Below are 17,705 nucleotides of genomic sequence, written 5' to 3' on the forward strand. Positions count from 1 at the left end.
ACGACACCTAAGCGGGTAAAAAAACAGGGGAGCCATGGGCTCCCCTATTCATCACGCGCTGTGAATCATGACCTATTCCTAGCGTTCTGCCGACTTACTCCACCAGCGGTAGCAGTGCATTCAGACTATCGCGGGCATCGCCGTAGAACATGCGCGTGTTCTCTTTGAAGAACAGCGGGTTCTCGATACCCGAGTAGCCGGTGCCCTGGCCACGCTTGCTGACGAACACCTGCTTCGCTTCCCAGACTTTGAGAACGGGCATCCCCGCAATGGGGCTGTTGGGGTCCTCTTCGGCCGCAGGGTTCACGATGTCGTTGGAGCCGATGACGATGACCACGTCGGTCGTGGCGAAGTCGTCGTTGATTTCATCCATCTCCAGCACGATATCGTAGGGCACCTTGGCTTCCGCCAGCAGCACGTTCATATGTCCTGGTAAGCGCCCGGCCACGGGGTGAATGCCGAAGCGTACGGTTTTGCCAGCCGCGCGCAGCTTACGCACGAGATCGCTCACCGCCGTTTGGGCTTGCGCCACCGCCATGCCGTAACCCGGCACGATGATGATGCTGTCGGCATCGTTGAGTGCCGTGGCAACGCCGTTGGCATCGATGGACACCTGCTCGCCTTCGATCTCGGCAGCAGGCCCTTGGGAGCCTCCAAAGCCTCCCAAAATCACGCTGACGAAGTTGCGGTTCATCGCCTTACACATGATGTAAGAGAGAATCGCCCCGGAGGAACCCACCAGCGCCCCGGTGACGATCAGCAAGTCGTTGGAGAGCGTGAAACCAATCGCCGCCGCCGCCCAGCCGGAGTAGCTGTTCAGCATCGAGACCACCACCGGCATGTCCGCCCCGCCGATGCCCATGATCAGGTGGTAACCGATAAAGAACGCCAGCGCCGCAATCACCAGCAGCGTCCAAAAGCCTGCGCCGTTGAGGTACATAATCGCCAGCAGCAGCGAAAGCACAGCCGCACCGGCATTCAGCATGTGGCCGCCGGGCAACTGCTTCGGCTTGCCGTCCACTTTGCCAGCGAGCTTGCCGAAGGCTATCACCGAGCCGGTGAACGTCACCGCGCCGATAAAGATGCCTAGCACCACCTCGATTTGCAGGAACATCAGCTCATCGGGGGCTTTGGTCGCCACCAGCGCCGCAAAGGCGGAGAACTGATCCAGCGATGCCTCAGCGGCACGAGCTGCCATCACCCGGCGACGCTCTAGGTCCGCGCTCCAGGCAACGAAGACCGCTGCCAAGCCCACAAAGCTGTGCAGGGCCGCCACGAGTTGAGGCATTTCGGTCATTTCGACCTTGCCCGCCACGTAGGCCCCGATGCCTGCGCCAATCAGCATCATGGGAATCAGCCACCAGTAGGCGCCAATACCGGGGCCGAAAGAGGTGAAAAACACCGCCAACGCCATCCCGACGATGCCGTACCACACGGCTCGTTTGGCCTTTTCCTGATTACTCAGCCCGCCCAGCGACAGAATAAACAGCACGCTTGCCGCAATCGCCGCGGCAGATACGAATCCTTGCTCTAACATATCGTCTCTCCGCCGCTTAGGATTTTTGGAACATGGCCAGCATCCGGCGTGTCACCAGGAAGCCACCCACGATATTGATAGACGCGATCAGTACGGAAATACCCGCCAGCACGCTCACCACCGCGCTGCCCGAGCCAATTTGTAGTATCGCTCCCAGAATAATGATGCCGGAAATGGCGTTGGTTACCGCCATCAGCGGGGTGTGCAGTGAATGGCTCACTTTCCAAATCACCTGAAAGCCAATGAAGCAGGCCAATACGAAGACGATAAAGTGCTGCATGAACGAAGCAGGCGCCACAAGTCCCAACAACAGCATGAGCGCGCCCCCTACGGCCAGCATGGTGACCTGGCGCTTGGTTTGCGCCTTGAAGGTGGCCAGTTCGGCGGCTTTCTTCTCTTCGGGCGTGGGCTCTTTCTCTTTTTTCTTCGGCTTGGCCGCGCCAATGGCTTTCACCTTCGGCGGCGGCGGTGGGAAGGTGACTTCCCCTTGGTGCGTCACCGTCGCGCCGCGAATCACATCGTCATCCATATTGTGATGGATCACGCCGTCTTTCTCAGGGGTAAGGTCGGTGAGCATGTGGCGAATATTGGTGGCGTAAAGCAGTGACGCTTGCGTCGCCATGCGCGAGGGGAAGTCGGTGTAGCCAATCACCACCACGCCGTTATCGCTCACCACGCGCTCGTCGGGCTGCGTCAGGTCGCAGTTACCGCCCTTCTCGGCGGCCAAATCTACGATCACCGAACCGGGTTTCATGGCGGCGACCATGTCTTCCAGCCAGAGCTTGGGCGCGGGCTTGCCGGGAATCAGTGCCGTGGTAATCACGATATCCACGTCCGGAGCCTGTTCGCGGAAGCACGCGAGCTGCTTTTCGCGGAACTCAGGGCTCGAAGGGGCCGCGTAGCCACCGCTCTCGGAGCCGTCCTGGCTATCCTCGAAATCGAGGAACAGGAACTCGGCGCCCATGGATTCGATCTGCTCAGAAACCTCAGGGCGCACGTCAAAAGCGCGCACTACGGCGCCTAGGCTCGTCGCCGTGCCAATCGCCGCCAAGCCCGCCACCCCAGCACCGATCACCAGTACTTTCGCAGGCGGCACCTTGCCCGCCGCCGTCACCTGACCGGTGAAGAAGCGGCCAAAGTTATTGCCCGCCTCGATTACGGCCCGGTAGCCCGCAATGTTGGCCATGGACGACAGCGCATCCATCTTCTGCGCCCGAGAAATACGCGGCACCATGTCCATCGCGATGACGGTGGCACCCTGAGCTTTGCAGGTTTCCAGCAACGCTTCGTTTTGGGCTGGCCAGAAGAAGGCAATCAGCGTTTGGCCTTCGCGCAGCCGCTTGGCCTCTTCATCAGAGGGCTCGCGAACTTTGATGACCACCTCAGCGTCGCGCCACAGCGCGTCGGCGCTCTCGATCACGGTGACGCCAGCATCGCGATAGGTGTCGTCATTGAACCCGGCGGCCAAGCCCGCCCCCGTTTCGATGAGGCACTCATGGCCCAGCTTTTGAAGATGCTTTGCGCTCTCGGGGGTCAGCGCGACCCGCGCTTCTCCCCGGGCACTCTCTTTTGGTGTGCCTATTTTCACACGCTTTCTCCCTTGGTTGTCCCGCCAACAGCGCCGCCCCCTCACCGCCAGCGTGTCATCGCTAGCGTCGTTGAGCGCTGTTCATTCACTGCGGCGCCAAACAACGCGCCAGCTAGCAGTTTAGGATCTAACGCCGAGCCTGCCAGTGACCATTCAACCTTTGCTTCAACTGCGTTGTTTATCTACAACACGTTGATCTGGAAAAGGGAGTGCTTTAACGGCGCACGGTGTTGGCAAAGGCGGTGAGTTCTTCGTACAGCCATACGTTGGCAGGCGCATTGGCGTAGAGGCTGTGCTGGATCAGCGTCATGGTCAATTCGGGAAGTTCGTCCGGTGGGGCCACCATGCGTACGGGCAGCATGGCAACGAAGCGCTCGGCCATTTGGCGAGGCAAGGTAATGATCGCGTCGGTCAGCGCCACGACCCGTGCGGCGGCGATGTAGTTGAGGTTTTTCGAGATCACCCGGCGGCTCAATCCGTGCTGGGCGAGACAGCTCTCGATACGGCTGGGCAGCAGACCACTGATATCGGCGAGTTCTACGTGGAGCTGGCGGGCAAATGCCTCGAGTTCCAGCGCTTCCCCCACGTGCGGATTGTGCTGGGCCGCCAGACACACCAGCTCTTCGTGCATCCAGGGCGTTTGCACCACGCCGCTAGGGAGCGATGACTGGCGATCCAGCCCTACTACCATGTCTACTTGGCGCTGTTCTAACGCGTCGCTCAGGACGTCGGGAGTAATCAGCTCGATGGAAAAACTAATCCCGGGGGCATAGCTCAACAGTTGGCTCAGAAACGCCGGGTACATGACCTCTTCGAAGTAGTCGGTGGTCGCCAGGGTAAAGTGCCGAGTGCTGGTCGCGGGGGCAAAGGTGGCTGGCGGTGCCAACCCCGCCTGTAACGACGTCAATGCCTGTTGCACTACGGGGAGCAGCGCCATGGCGCGGGGCGTGGGCTGCAGGCCCTGCTCGGTGCGTACCAATAGCGGGTCGTCTAGCGCGTCACGCAGGCGTTTGAGCGAATGACTGAGCGCTGGCTGGCTCAAGTGAAGCTTTTCGGCAGCGCGAGTGACGTGTCGCTCACGCATGAGCATCTCGAAGACCAGCAGCAAATTCAGATCAAAGTGGCGGAGCGACCGCATAGCGCCTCACTATTCATGCAATGAATGATTTCATTCTAAACATTCATTTCATTCATCGCTAAAAATTCCTTATCGTCGCGCTTCTTTGAGCATCCCCGCTCGCGCTTGCCACCCTTTTCTTACTGCTGCACACCATAGGAGTACACGTTAGGTGACCCCATCTCAGATCATGCCCAGCCTGTTTGGTGACGTTATCTCCACGTTTATGGGCGTGCCCAAAGCGACTGACCCCAACGCCACCGATGCTGAAGTCGTGGTTAGCGGCGTACCGTTTGATCTAGCGTGCTCTGGCCGTTCTGGCACGCGTATGGGGCCGAACGCCATTCGCCAAAGCACCGCCAACCTGATTTGGGAAGGCAAGCGCTGGCCGTGGGATTTTGCTCTGGAAGATCGCCTGCAGGTGTGCGATGCCGGGAACCTGGATTACGCCTATGGCGAGCCTGAAAGCCTGGTGGATAACCTGGAAACCCACGCCATGCGCTGGCTGAAAGCGGGTAAGAAGATGCTGACGCTGGGCGGTGACCACTACATCAGCCTACCGCTGCTACGCGCTCACGCCCGTGAGCACGGCCCGCTGGCACTGATTCATTTCGATGCCCATACCGATACCTATGAGCAAGGCACGCGCTTTGACCACGGCACCATTTTCCACCATGCCTTACAGGAAGGCTTGGTCGTGCCGGAGCATTCGCTGCAAATCGGTATTCGCACCAGCTATGACCGGAGCAACCATCCCTACGAAGTACTGGATGCCGATTGGGTGAACGACCACGGCCCGGCGGCGGTGCTGGAGCGGATTCGTGCGCGAGTGGGTCACCACCCCGCGTATGTCACGCTGGATATTGATGGCCTGGACCCCGCCTTCGCACCGGGCACCGGCACGCCGGTATGCGGCGGCATGTCCACCGACCTGATGCTGAAAGTGATGCGCGGCATGGTGGGGATGGAACTGGTGGGTATGGACCTAGTAGAAGTGAACCCGGCCTACGACCACGGCGATATTACTTCGCTGGCGGCAGCCACGCTGGGATTGGAGTTCCTTTACACCCTCGCGGCCTCCAAAAAGGCGTAGGCGTTTCGCCGCTCACCTTGCGGAAGCGCTCAGCGTAGGGTCAGGTCAATGACCAGTAGCAGCGCCAGTGCCCCGACGGCCGGCCAAGGACTTTTCAGCACGACGCCAAACAGGGTGAGCGGAATCAAAACGGTCAGCGCTGCCAGCACATGCGGCAGCGCCGCCGCGCCGCTTGTCCACATACTACCAATGACGAGCAACCCCAGTAGGCCTAAGCACAGCCCCAGCCAAACACCTCGTTGACGATATCTTGATGGCATTTTCTCGCCTCTCCTTACCCTATCCAACTGCCCTATCAGGTACCGTGCGTGGCCGCTGGCCTGTCATGATGGCCAGTCGCGTGTCGCTCATGTGTGTTGTCCGAACTGCAGCGCTGCGAGGTGACGATAGAGATCACTGCGCTCCATGAGCGAGGCGTGCGTGCCGGACGCCACCAGCCGCCCCTCTTGAACGACCAGTAAACGGTCTGCATGCACCACCGTTGCCAAACGGTGCGCAATCACGATGCTGGTTCGCCCCTGCATCAGCCGGTCTAACGCGCGCTGCACCAATCGCTCGCTCTCTGCATCCAGCGCGCTGGTGGCTTCATCCAACAGCAGCACCGCTGGGTTTTTCAGCAGCGCACGGGCAATGGCCAATCGCTGACGCTGACCGCCCGAGAGCTGCACCCCGCCCGGCCCCAGCGGCGTATCGAACCCTTGCGGCAGCGCCTCAATGAACGCGAGCGCGTTGGCGTCTTGGGCGGCCAGGCGAAGCTGCGCTTCAGTGGCTTCTGGGCAGCCGTAGCGCAGGATCTCCGCCACGGTGCCACTGAACAGTACCGGCGACTGAGCGACCAAGCCCAGCGCACCGCGTAGCTCGGACAGCGCCAAGGTGCGAATATCCACGCCATCCAGCATGACGTGCCCCTGATCAGGATCGTAAAAGCGCAGTAGCAGTGCCAGCAACGTGCTTTTACCCGCACCGGAGGGGCCCACCACCGCGACCCGCTCACCAGGTCGAATATGAAGATCGATCGCGTCCAGCGCGGGCGTAGAGCGTCCAGGATACGTGAAGCGCACCTGCGCAAGCGTCAGCGCTCCTCGAAGTGGCTGAGCCAGCGTGACCGGCTGCGCCGGTGACTGAATGGTAGGGGGCGTCTCGAGCAGCTCCAGCAGACGCTCGGCAGCGCCAGCGGCGCGCTGCACATCGCCCGCCACTTCGGCCAGCGTCGCAACCGCGCCAGCGGCTAGCACGGCGTAGAAGATGAACGCGGAGAGTTCACCGGGGCTCATACTGCCTTCCAGCACCGCAAGACCGCCCTGCCACAGCATCACCCCCACGGCACTGAATACCACCAGCATGGCCACACCGGTCAGCCATGCCCGCTGGCGGGTACGCGCCACGGCGCTGCCAAACGCCTGTTCGACCCGCTGGCCGTAGCGGTGGCGCTCACCGGCTTCCTGAGTGAACGCTTGCACGGTCGTCAAGCCGCTGAGCGCCTCTTCGGCGTAGCGGCCTACTTCCGCCACGTGGTTCTGGCTGGTGCGCGAGAGCCGTCGCACCCGCCGCCCATACCACACGATGGGCAGCAGCGTCGCGGGAATGCCCACCAGCACCAGCGCAGAGAGCCAGGGCTGGGTCAGCAACATGAGCACCACGGCACCAACCAGCATGACGCCATTGCGCAACGCCAAGGAGATCGATGAACCAAACAGGCTCTGCAGCACACTGGTATCCGCCGTCAGGCGCGAGGCGATCTCTCCGGCGGCGCGTCCGTCGCTCGCGCTTTCGAAAAAGCTGGGCTCCAATGAGAGCAGATGCTCGAACACCCGCTGGCGTAGATCCGCCGCTAATCGCTCCCCAATCCAAGTGACTTGGTAGTAACGCAGCGCCGAGGCGGCCGCCAATAGCGCCACGATGCCAAGCAGGACCCCCAACGTCGTGGCAAGCGCATGGGCATCGGCCGCGAGAAAGCCTTGATCAATGACGCGTCTCAGGCCATGGCCCAGCAACAGCACACTGCCAGACGCAACCAATAGCGCGCCCCCCGCCAGCGCTACGCGCAGGCGATAGGGGCGAAGAAAATGCAGCAGCCGAAGAAGAACACGCGGACGAGAAGAGTGACTCATGGGGAGGACTCGGCAGCAGGGAACAGCCGTTGACCATAGCAGGCATCAGGCGTTTCTGCAGGGCCTACATGAAAACGTGACTGCCCGCGCCTAGACGGACTCACCGGTATCGTGAGGAGACGCCAGTAATCCCAAACGAATGGCTTCGTGCACTAGGCCCGCCGTGTGACGGACGCCCAGTCGACGCATAATGTCGGCGCGATGTGTTTCGATGGTTTTAATGCTGACATTGAGCTGATCGGCAATCGCTTTGCTGCGAAACCCTTGGGCCACCAGCTGCAGCACCTCACACTGGCGCGCGGTGAGCGGGTTGTCATGGGGCGTCTTCACGCCCAGCCATGACGCCACACTAACGAAATGCTCAGGCTCCATGGCCGTCAGCATGAACTGCTCGCCCCGGGCAGCCTTTTGAATGGCGGCCTCTAACGCCGCCACGTCGGCGTTCTTATGCAGGAGGCCGCATATACCCGCTTCGAAAAGACGGTGTATGTAGCTATCGCTGGAGTAGCTGGAGAGAATGACGATGCGCAGCGTGGGACACAGCGATGTGAGCTGTGCCAGCAGTTCAACCCCTTTCAAGGACACAACGGCTGCGTCGATGAGCGCCACGTCCATGTCTTGGTTGGCGACTTCGCTTATCAATTGTTGCTCAGACCCGACCTCTGCCACCACGGTCATCTTGTCGAAGGTTTCAATCAAGGAACTGATCGCGGAACGCACAAGCCGATGCTCATCGGCCAGTAATATCCGAGTCGTATTATCTGAACGTTTCATGGAATATGCCAAAACCTTGACAAGGTAAAAACCTGCTGTAGAACCCCCTCGCAAGCACGGGTCCATTGTTATCTTGGTACCGGTCGAACGTCGGCACACCTCGTCACACAAACGTAAGGAAAACCCGCCACAAGCAACTAACTAAGCTTATTTGACCCGCACGTTAACTCACTGACCTGCAAAGCAGTATAAGCAAAAACCCTGATTATCGTTCCGATTCCAGGATGCCCAGGCGCAGCGCTTTTTCAAGCATGTCGTGGAGTGCATCAAGGGTTTGTGGAGCGTTTGCCGATGCGCTGGTTCTATGCAACAGCGTACCGACATCTGGGCGACCAAACAGCCGCTTCAAAATGGTAGGACACAAAAACATCTCCCCCTTAGCCGCAGCGTGAAGGGCGACTTCCAGCTCGTCAACACCCGCCTCCCGCAGCAAAAAACCGTGAGCCCCTGACTGAAAGACGCGCTTGACCTCGTCAACGCTTGGGTTGACGGAAATGATCACCACCCGCGTATCCAAACCAACGTTACGCAGCCGCTTGATGACCTCGACGCTGGTTTGACTGGGAAACTGGGCATCGATCAGGGCCACATCGACCGGTAACGCCGCCGTAATGGCATCCAACAGATGCGGGCAGGGCACGCTGGCCACGACATCGACCTGTGGGAAACGCTCGAGGACACGGCACAGCCCTTCTCGTATGAAGCCGCTTTCATTGACGACGACGACCCTAATCGTTGCCCCAGCACTGCTGTGCGAACTCATTGCGCACTTCTCCCAAAACCTGACTATCTTGCGGCGCGCCCTGCCGGTTAGAACGCTCCCTGTACTTGCTAAAGTGAATATCTTGGCCCGCTTTTATTGTTCATGAGCGTAAGTTGGCTGGGTTAACCGTTATCGACATTGGATCAGGTCATTCTCTACATAAAAACCCTGAGTCGACATTAAAAACACGGCTGACTGATCAGCCCTTAAATACGCTTATAGTTTAAAGCATGAGCGAAGACACGCCGAGATTTAGACTTAAGTTAAGAGCAGTTTAGTGGAACATAAGACGGTGTAGGCTTTATTTCATCAGGGAACTATTCGCACACCAGCCTACTTTCAACGCTCGCGCTCAGTCATCGTTGACCTCGACCCGATTGCGCCCCGACTCTTTGGCTCGGTAAAGCCCCACATCGGCACGCTTTAGCGCGGCTTTGAGCGAGGTTTCCTCGACCGATACCGACGTTACTCCTAGCGAGGCGGTGAGCCATAGCGTTCGCTCGAGCGCTCCTTCATGCACGGAGAAGGGCGTGGTTTGCACGGTGTGCCGAATACGTTCCGCCACCTGTACGGCCTGAGAGAGCGGCGTCGTGGGCAGCAAGATGGCAAACTCCTCGCCCCCCACGCGGCACAGCAGATCCTCTTGACGCAGTAACCCGGAAACGATGCGGGTAAACGCCTGCAGTACGTCGTCACCGGCATCGTGCCCATACTCATCGTTGATGTGCTTGAAATGGTCGAGATCAATCGTCACTAGCGCAATGGCATAGTCCTGGCGACGCGAACGGGCGATCTCAATGGCTGCCTGTGCCTGAAGATAGCGACGGTTAAACACCCCGGTGAGCGGATCGGTCATGGCCTGTTCGCGCAGCTTCTCTTCCAGCTTTTTACGCTCGGTCAGGTCGAACACGGTCGCCCGGGAGTGCACGAACCGCCCACCACGACGATAGGCAGAGGCTTGAATCATCACATGGCGCTGTTCACCACTGCGGGTCAGCAGGCTGCACTCTGCACTACCGGACTGGTGCTCCAGCACGTCTTGAAACGCTTTATCGAATGCCGGTCGTGTCTCGGGTGTGATGAGCTCACGATACGCCATGCGCTGGAGGACTTCATCGGCCGAGTAACCTAGCCAGGCCAGCTCGGTGCGATTCATCTTGACCACGCGCCCAGCATCATCCAACGAGTGGTAGCCGCAGGGGGCGTTTTCGTACAAATCGCTCACTTCAATGGCATGCCGCTGAGCCGCCCGGCGCAGCGTTCGCTGCCGCTGGCTGCTGATGGCCCACAGCATGCCAAACGCCACCGCCACCGCGTAGATCAACAGTAAGAACCACAGCACGGTCGTCTCTTCGTCGATCAGCGACATCCAAGAGGGGGTGGGCAACAGCACCCCCAGTTTCCAGGGGTAGTACGCATGCTCGCTATAGATATTGCCTGCCAAGCTACGATAGCGCTGGGTGCGAATATCTTCTGTCTGAAAATAGAGCAGTTGTCGATCCGCATTGACGAACCCTTCGCTGCGTTGTGCCATCGCCTGCCAGTAGTCGGGCGCCAATGTCGCCAGCGTCTCGCCAAAGTGCGCCGTTCCCTGGGGCAGCGCTGCTTTGTTCAATAGCCACTGTCCCTGGGCATTCACCAGCAGACTATGACCTTCGTGCCCCAACCGCATCGCCTGCTGCAGGCCGCTGGTGAGATACCGCCAGTTGAGACTGAGCAGCACCACTCCTTGACGGCGCCCAGCCGCGTCAAACACCGGGGTCGAGACGTTCACGACGGGGATGATCTCGCCATCGAGCAGTTCGTAGTGAAGGTCTCGCCCGAGAGGGGTGAGATACAGATCTCTAGGCAGCAGTTGGCTGGCTTCTTGAAAGTAATCCATCTCCTGGTGACGGCGGCCGCTGACATGGGCACCGGGCGCCACGCTCTGTGGCGCGCGCAACACCTCATGGCCCTGATTGTCGATCAGCACCAGTTTGGTATAGCGCGGGTGGTGGCTGATGATGGTATCCAGAAAACGGGAGAGCTGGGTCAGATCGCCTGGCGGATAGCCCGGCTCGAGCAGTGGCGGCGCATTGTGTGTGGCAAGGTAGTGCCGCAGCGCGGGCATTTCCGCAATGGCCAGCACGGAGTTCAGACTTTCATTGATGTCGCGCGTCAACGCTTCCTGGCCTGCCTTCAACACGGCCCGCGCCTCGGTATGAAGGCTCTCGACACGTGTCTCCATGTGCACATGGAGCACGGGCAACAGCATGGCCGTTACTAAAATAAGCGGAACGCTCACGGCCAACAGCAAGCGAGTAGTTAAGCGGCGCAGTGACACTGGCGTATTTCCTGTCTTGGAGCCTGTCGCAAACGCGGGCTCTCATTACTGTTATTAGGAGGTCATATCGCGCTGCCGATATCATTTAGCAGCGCACTGGCGCAATCGTTAGGGTTGTGAGGGCGGGTTGAGCACCGGCGGTAGCTGGGTCAATACATCAAACGGCACCGGCTTGGAGAAGTAGTACCCTTGCAGCAAGTTGCACTGGCGCTGCTGAAGGTCGCGCTGCTCCTCTTTGGTTTCGATGCCTTCGGCGACCACGGCCAGTTCCAAGTGGTGCGCCATGGTGATCACCCCCTGAACGATCGCGGCATTCTTAGCATTTTGGGCAATCCCACTGACGAACAGCCGGTCGAGCTTGACCTTGCTGATCGGCAAATCACGCAGGTAGCTCAAACTGGAGAAGCCCGTTCCAAAGTCATCCAACGCCACGCTGATGCCCAAATCGCGGACATCGTTCAACAGCGCCACCGCCTGTTCGGTATTCGACATCAGCGTCCCCTCGGTCACTTCCAGCTCCAGCAAGGCGGGCGGCAGACCGCTGTTAGCCAGGGCGGCTTTGATCTCATCCATAAAGCCGCTGCGGCGAAACTGCATGGGGGAGATATTCACCGCCACGGCCAGCGGCGTTTCTCGCGTGGCATTCAGCTGGGCAATATCGTGACAGGCACGCTCCAACACCCAACGGCCGATGGCGATGATCTGCCCGGTTTGCTCGGCGATGGGCATGAACAGCGCAGGCGAGACTAGCCCCTTGGTGGGATGGTGCCAGCGAATCAACGTCTCTACGCTGCGCACACAGCCGCTGTACGCATCGACGATGGGCTGGTAGTACGCTTCGAACTGCTGCTGTTGTATCGCCTCCTGTAGCTCACGGCGAATGATGACGTGCTCGGCGATATTGTCGATGGAGTCACCGCAGTACCACTGCCAGGTATTGCGCCCCTGACGTTTGGCGTCTTCCATGGCAAGGCTGGCGTGGTGCAACAGGTCGTGGGGTTTCGTCACGCTACCTTTGTTCGACGCAATGCCGATACTGGCGCTGATGTGCAAGCAGTGCTGATAGAGCGTGAAAGGCTGCGCAATGACGGTCAATAGCCGCCCCGCGAGCGCAATGACGTCGTGCTCGTTTTGGAAAGGAGCCACTAGCACGACGAACTCATCGCTGGACAAGCGGGCCACGTGGGCACCAGCTGGCACGGTATCCAGCAAGCGCTGCGCGACCGTTTTCAGCAGCAGATCTCCCATCCCGTGCCCTAAGGCATCGTTCACCGGTTTGAAATCGTCGAGGTCGAGATGCAGGACCGCCATCGACTGCGCCTGCTGGAGGCACTGCTGAAAACCGTTCTCCAAGCGTGCCTGCAGCGCCCCAAGGTTCGGCAGCCCTGTCAACGGGTCGTGGGAGGCTTGATAGGCCAGCCGCGCTTCTTGATCGCGCTGCTGGGTAATGTCTTGCTGGATACCGATGAAGTGTGTGCACAGGCCGTGCTCGTCGAACACCGGGCTGACCGATAGCTGGTTCCAAAACAGGCTGCCATCCCGGCGGTAGTTACGTAGCAGCACCTGAACGTCCTGATGCTGCGCGATGCCACGCCGCATCGTCTCGATGGCCTCTCTATTGGTATCCTCGCCTTGTAAAAACCGGCAATTGCGCCCCAGCGCCTCGTCAGCGGTATAGCCGGTAATCTCGGTAAACGCGCTATTTACGTACACCAGTGGCAAGTGCGGCTGCGTCGCATCGGCCATCACCACCCCGTTAGGGCTTGCCTCAATCCCACGCTTGAGCAGGCGCAGCTCGCTCTCATCTTTTTTGCGCTGGGTAATGTCACGAAAGATCGCGTACACCCCTATCAACTGGTCGTCCGCGATGATGGGAACGTGGCTAATGTCGAGCTGCACGGGTTCTTGGCAACCCACGCAAAGCGCTTGGTAATACTGATGCTCGCCGTTTAGCGTGGCTTCAAAGGCCGCTTGCGCGACCGCGAAGGACTCTGGATGCAGCAGCCGACGATACGCCATCCCCGCCAACTCGTCCGCCGCTTTCCCGGTGATGCGGGATGCCGCCAAATTGCTGTGTACGATGCGGCCATCACGGTCCAGCTCGCAAATCCCATCTGGGTGATAGGTAAACAGCGAGTGATAGCGCGCCTTCGCGTACAACGACACCGCCTGCGTGCGAAAGGTGAGAGATTTTTCCTTGGTACTGGCCAAGAACGGTATTTTCACAAACGTATCCACGGTGCTAAATCACAAAAGGCATTCACAACAGACAGCAATGAACGGCGAGCCATACGCCACGCCTCTACGACGGCCGTGCCGTCGTAGAGGTCATGTCGGCGTCTGGGGTGTTAGAACGTTTCCCAATCATCCGTGGCCGCAGCCCGGCGAGCAGCGGGTACCGATGACGGTGCAGACGTTGACGCAACCGCAGGAGCCATCGCTTGCTGGCGCGGCTGAGTCGCGGTCGTGCTGAGCTTGAAGGTGGCGATCAACGCCGCTAGCCGATCGGCTTCCTCCTGTAACGATGCCGCCGATGTGCTGGTCTCTTCCACCAGCGATACGTTCTGCTGGGTGGCAGAGTCCATCTGGGTAATGGCGGTACTAACCTGATTAATGCCGCTTTCTTGTTCATTCACCGCCAGCGCGATCTCTTTCATAAGGTCATTGACCTGCTTCACGGCGGCCACGGTGCTCTCGATTCCCTCGCCGCTCCGCGCAGATTGCTGTGCGCCCTCTTTGATACGCGTGGCGATAGCATCGATGATGCCGCGAATTTGCCCAGACGACTCCGAGGTCTTGGTGGCCAGCTTGCGCACCTCGCCTGCCACGACCGCGAACCCACGGCCATGCTCGCCCGCGCGGGCCGCCTCTACTGAAGCATTCAGCGCCAGAATATTGGTTTGAAAGGCAATGCCTTCGATGACTTGAATGATGTCCTGCACGTGCTTGGAGTGTTGCTCCATTTCGCTCATGAGGGCCGTGGTTTGCAGCACCTCTTCACGGGCGTGACTTGCCCGCTGTGAGGCCGTCATGGTGAGCTCGCTGGCCGAGCTAGCCGTCTGGTTGTTATGGGTAACGGTGGAGGACATCTGCTCCATGCTGGACGCCGTTTCTTGCAAGGCGCTGGCCTGCTCTTCGGTACGCGAGGCCAAATCTTCGCTACCGCTGGCAATTTCGCGGGCGCTGTTCGCCACCATTTGGCTGGTGTGTGTCAGCGTCACCATCATATCGGTGAGCTTGGTCTGCATGGCACTCATGGCGCGATACAGCTGACCTACTTCGTTATTACCTTCGTCATGAATCGTGCTGGTCAGGTCACCCTGAGAAATATGCTCACAGATCGTCACGGCGCGACGTAGTGGTGAAACGATCAAACGACGCATGCCCACCTGCAGCCCCACGAACAGCAGCAGAGACAGCACTAACACCGCGACGACGGTCCAGATGATGCGTTGACTCGCGGTGGAAGCCTCACTCTGCATCTCTTCGGCTAACTGCTCTGCAAAACGGGCAAACGCACGGGTGGCTTCGGTCATGGCACCCGCGCCTGCTTCCAAACGACGCTCTTCTTCTGCCAGTTGCGCGACGTTGCCAGCAGCCACGGCATTTTTAAGCGAGGTAGTCACCAGTTCATTGAAACGTTCCACGACGTCCGTGAAGTAAGGATAGCGACGCTGCGCTTCGGTAATCTTGTAGGCCGTCAGCTCGGCAAACCGCTGCTCGGCCCGCTCCAGGCTCTCGCGGGTTTGTTCGAGCGCCGTGGCGGCCTCAGGGTTTCCCTCAGTGCTGTAATCCACGAAGCGCGACAGCCGTAGTCGCATCTCCATGAGGTTGACTTCCATACGGTTGGCCGAATTGACTTGATCAGCACTCAATTCAGCCATTTGATTAATGTCACTCAAACTATTACGCGAGGCGTTAATCGCAAGCGCGCTAATGACTATTACCATAATAATCAATATTGTCATGGCAGCCGTTAAACTGTGCTGGATACGTATGTTTCTCATCACCCTGATCCCTTTCATAAGTTTATAGCAATAGACAAGCACGCCTGCGCTTTGAAGAGACGTGTGTTTAAGCAGAGGCATTCATTGGCTTAACGCCAATGGACGCTCAGAGAATATTCTTTTTGATTGAGAACACGGAGAAGGACGAAAGGCATACTTTGGTCCTATTTTTTATACGTTATAAGTATTATTATTTTACTTAGCCCCCAAGAGGTCAATTGTGGTTACTATGTATATTCTTCGACGAGAGAAACGATAAAAATCATCTAATAATCAAAATACTTATATTAAAAAGCAATATAAACCCCTCTTGAAATTATCGCTATTACCTTGAAAATCAATACGTTAGCGGAATTTTAGAATATTTATACCCTCGTTCTCGTTTAGCGCTAAGCTTATACCGACTAGGCCACACCTCCTTCATCTTCTTCTACCACCAACGTCGATCAGGGTTTTTACTGATACAGATGTCTGACTGGCGACGCATAGCAACACTCATACGAGAGACCGATGACCATGACCACCCCGACGCCTTCTACTTCACCGCCCGCTGCGAACCGCCTACCCTGCCGAGGCTGCCTAGCAAACTGCCACCACTACCCTACCTGTGAAGGTAAGCCTTGGCGGTCATCGTCGGTACCGCAAACGCAAAAAACCCCGCTATAAGCGGGGTTTTTAAAGCTGACCGGCTAAGCCGGCTGCTAACATTCAATCTATGTGATTAATCCATCACTTGAATGTTCGATGCCTGAAGGCCTTTTTGCCCTTGCGTGACATCAAAAGCCACCTTTTGACCATCTTGCAGGGATTTAAAGCCATCAGCCTTAATTTCGGAGAAGTGAGCAAACAGATCGTCGCCGCCCGCTTCAGGAGAGATAAAGCCGAAGCCTTTTGCGTCGTTAAACCACTTTACGGTACCAGTTGCCATGATCGAAATCCTCGATTTAGCGAAATAAATGCCGGGAAATACCCGAGTTACATTGGGTACAACAAGAAACTTTCACCAGGCTCAAACGCTAAATGCTTCGATACAGCTGACAACGTGCAACTTGCTAACCAACGAAGGGCAGTCTGCGCTTCTCAAAGCAGGACGTCAAGCGCCCCCCCCACGCGATGCCTGGCCACTGTTGCTTTGAAAGCAACAAACACGACGTTTTTAGCACTCGCTCCCGCCTGCCAAGTCGCTTAGCGTGATAGAGATAGACGCCTATAACATCACAGAAGGCACTGTCTGCTCTTAGTACTGTCAAGCACTAAGCATTAGACACCAAACGGCGCAGCAGTAAAGGCAGTAACAGTACCAACAGCGTGATGCGCAGGAGATGGTGAGTGGTTACAAAGGCAGGCTCGATACCGAGAGTTAATGCAACCAAGCTGAGTTCGGGGGCACCGCCCGGCATATAAGCGAGCAGTGCCGCCGCCGCAGAGTAACCAGTCAGCCAATGCCCGACCCAGGCAGCGAAAATTGCCAGCATCAGTAACACCAGAGCCTGAATGAACGCCATAAGCATCGCAACGCCTACCTCGCTAACCGGGGCACCCGCAAAACGCACCCCGACCGAGATACCGATGACAGCCTGTGCAAACGCAATGACCAAAGGGGGAACAGCAGCATGCGTGATGCCTGAGAAGTGTAGTGCGGCGGAGACGAGCGCCGGACCAAACAGCAGGGGACTCGGTAGATGAAGACGTTTGCCCAACCACACACCGATGACGCCCGCCAGCAACAGCCACACGATGTCAGAAAAAGCCGGCATCCAAAGCCACTGCGAAGCGGCAACCGAGGCGTTACTTATGTCGATATGACCGATAAACTGTAAAACAGGTGGAATAGCCACTAGCAGGACCAAAATACGCACGGCGTGGGTTATGCCAATGATTCTCAAATCTGCGCCCGACGAGAGTGCCATCCCGGTCACGGCAGACACGCCACCAGGCACACCTGCATAAAGCGCCGTTTCCCAGGAGTGCCCCGCTATCCTCCGCGAGAACCATACTGAGAAGATCATCATGACGGCCGTCGCTGCCAGCATGATCACCAGACTGATGCCCCACGCGGCCACCTCTCCGGTCATGTCAGCAGTGAACGCAGAACCGAGCATGACCCCTATGACGACCAGCACCCCCTGGCGACCTTTGCCTGGCGACTGCAACGGCACACCCGCTAACGCGGCTACCGTAGTAGCGACCATGGCACCCAACAGCCAGGGAAGCGGTAATTGACACCAATAAGCCAGCCCACCGCCGGCCAATCCAAGGGTTAGTGTGGGTAGAAAACGTCTACATCGTTCCAAGTATCGTGGTTGCATCGTTTGTCATCTTATTTGTTTACAACGACAAGCGCCCTGGCGCCGTGACACGGCCCAGGGCGAGAAGGGTGATATTGTCGAGC

The 17,705-nt window shown here is 58.3% G+C and carries 13 protein-coding genes; 1 reads left to right on the plus strand and 12 read right to left on the minus strand.

All coding sequences use genetic code 11. The features are described 5' to 3' along the window. Positions 1-94: 94 nt before the first annotated feature. The 3 genes from NH398_RS10615 to NH398_RS10625 all read right to left on the minus strand — a co-directional run bounded on the left by NH398_RS10615 (position 95) and on the right by NH398_RS10625 (position 4,263). On the minus strand, positions 95-1,537 hold the full coding sequence (locus NH398_RS10615; RefSeq protein WP_253018461.1) for an NAD(P)(+) transhydrogenase (Re/Si-specific) subunit beta: 1,443 nt from the start codon (positions 1,535-1,537) through the stop codon (positions 95-97). Between the two features lie 16 nt (positions 1,538-1,553). After that, on the minus strand, positions 1,554-3,125 hold the full coding sequence (locus NH398_RS10620; protein ID WP_253018463.1) for a Re/Si-specific NAD(P)(+) transhydrogenase subunit alpha: 1,572 nt from the start codon (positions 3,123-3,125) through the stop codon (positions 1,554-1,556). Positions 3,126-3,339: 214 nt separating this feature from the next. Next, a complete protein-coding gene (locus NH398_RS10625; protein WP_159343393.1) occupies positions 3,340-4,263 on the minus strand; it encodes a LysR family transcriptional regulator in 924 nt (307 codons plus the stop codon). A gap of 169 nt (positions 4,264-4,432) precedes the next feature. Here NH398_RS10625 and speB point away from each other — a divergent pair, with 169 nt between their 5' ends. Further along, complete coding sequence (gene speB / locus NH398_RS10630; protein ID WP_253018787.1) at positions 4,433-5,335, plus strand: agmatinase; 903 nt, start codon at positions 4,433-4,435, stop codon at positions 5,333-5,335. A gap of 29 nt (positions 5,336-5,364) precedes the next feature. Here the strand turns inward: speB and NH398_RS10635 are convergent, their stop codons facing one another. From NH398_RS10635 to NH398_RS10675, 9 genes are all read right to left on the minus strand, one after another. Then, complete coding sequence (locus NH398_RS10635; protein ID WP_159343394.1) at positions 5,365-5,595, minus strand: hypothetical protein; 231 nt, start codon at positions 5,593-5,595, stop codon at positions 5,365-5,367. 87 nt (positions 5,596-5,682) lie between these two features. Then, positions 5,683-7,446, minus strand: a complete 1,764-nt coding sequence (locus NH398_RS10640) for an ABC transporter transmembrane domain-containing protein (protein ID WP_253018465.1) — start codon at positions 7,444-7,446, stop codon at positions 5,683-5,685. A 90-nt stretch (positions 7,447-7,536) separates the two neighbouring features. Further along, positions 7,537-8,220 carry a response regulator transcription factor gene (locus NH398_RS10645; RefSeq protein WP_253018467.1) on the minus strand — a complete coding sequence of 228 codons (684 nt, stop codon included), beginning with the start codon at positions 8,218-8,220 and terminating at the stop codon, positions 7,537-7,539. Positions 8,221-8,425: 205 nt separating this feature from the next. Continuing rightward, positions 8,426-8,983: a response regulator transcription factor gene (locus NH398_RS10650; protein WP_253018469.1), complete on the minus strand. Its 558-nt coding sequence runs from the start codon at positions 8,981-8,983 to the stop codon at positions 8,426-8,428. Positions 8,984-9,335: 352 nt separating this feature from the next. Next, positions 9,336-11,306, minus strand: a complete 1,971-nt coding sequence (locus NH398_RS10655; protein ID WP_253018470.1) for a diguanylate cyclase — start codon at positions 11,304-11,306, stop codon at positions 9,336-9,338. Positions 11,307-11,414: 108 nt separating this feature from the next. Continuing rightward, positions 11,415-13,532, minus strand: coding sequence for an EAL domain-containing protein (locus NH398_RS10660; protein ID WP_253018471.1), 2,118 nt, complete (start codon positions 13,530-13,532; stop codon positions 11,415-11,417). Positions 13,533-13,654: 122 nt separating this feature from the next. Further along, positions 13,655-15,394: a methyl-accepting chemotaxis protein gene (locus NH398_RS10665; protein ID WP_366070433.1), complete on the minus strand. Its 1,740-nt coding sequence runs from the start codon at positions 15,392-15,394 to the stop codon at positions 13,655-13,657. 640 nt (positions 15,395-16,034) lie between these two features. After that, positions 16,035-16,241, minus strand: a complete 207-nt coding sequence (locus tag NH398_RS10670) for a cold-shock protein (RefSeq protein WP_159343401.1) — start codon at positions 16,239-16,241, stop codon at positions 16,035-16,037. 325 nt (positions 16,242-16,566) lie between these two features. Further along, the gene (locus NH398_RS10675) at positions 16,567-17,622 is read right to left on the minus strand and encodes an AbrB family transcriptional regulator (RefSeq protein ID WP_253018473.1); all 1,056 of its coding nucleotides are present in this window, start codon (positions 17,620-17,622) and stop codon (positions 16,567-16,569) included. Positions 17,623-17,705 lie beyond the last annotated feature (83 nt).

Source organism: Halomonas sp. CnH100-B (assembly GCF_024124605.1).
In the GTDB taxonomy this organism is placed as follows: Bacteria; Pseudomonadota; Gammaproteobacteria; order Pseudomonadales; family Halomonadaceae; genus Vreelandella.

What these genes read in the sequence shown, in the direction of transcription:
- NH398_RS10615 (WP_253018461.1), bottom strand. Translation starts at nt 1,537, where the DNA reads ATGTTAGAGCAAGGATTCGTATCTGCCGCGGCGATTGCGGCAAGCGTG.
- NH398_RS10625 (WP_159343393.1), bottom strand. Translation starts at nt 4,263, where the DNA reads ATGCGGTCGCTCCGCCACTTTGATCTGAATTTGCTGCTGGTCTTCGAG.
- speB (WP_253018787.1), top strand. Translation starts at nt 4,433, where the DNA reads ATGCCCAGCCTGTTTGGTGACGTTATCTCCACGTTTATGGGCGTGCCC.
- NH398_RS10635 (WP_159343394.1), bottom strand. Translation starts at nt 5,595, where the DNA reads ATGCCATCAAGATATCGTCAACGAGGTGTTTGGCTGGGGCTGTGCTTA.
- NH398_RS10640 (WP_253018465.1), bottom strand. Translation starts at nt 7,446, where the DNA reads ATGAGTCACTCTTCTCGTCCGCGTGTTCTTCTTCGGCTGCTGCATTTT.
- NH398_RS10645 (WP_253018467.1), bottom strand. Translation starts at nt 8,220, where the DNA reads ATGAAACGTTCAGATAATACGACTCGGATATTACTGGCCGATGAGCAT.
- NH398_RS10650 (WP_253018469.1), bottom strand. Translation starts at nt 8,983, where the DNA reads ATGAGTTCGCACAGCAGTGCTGGGGCAACGATTAGGGTCGTCGTCGTC.
- NH398_RS10665 (WP_366070433.1), bottom strand. Translation starts at nt 15,394, where the DNA reads ATGCCTCTGCTTAAACACACGTCTCTTCAAAGCGCAGGCGTGCTTGTC.
- NH398_RS10670 (WP_159343401.1), bottom strand. Translation starts at nt 16,241, where the DNA reads ATGGCAACTGGTACCGTAAAGTGGTTTAACGACGCAAAAGGCTTCGGC.
- NH398_RS10675 (WP_253018473.1), bottom strand. Translation starts at nt 17,622, where the DNA reads ATGCAACCACGATACTTGGAACGATGTAGACGTTTTCTACCCACACTA.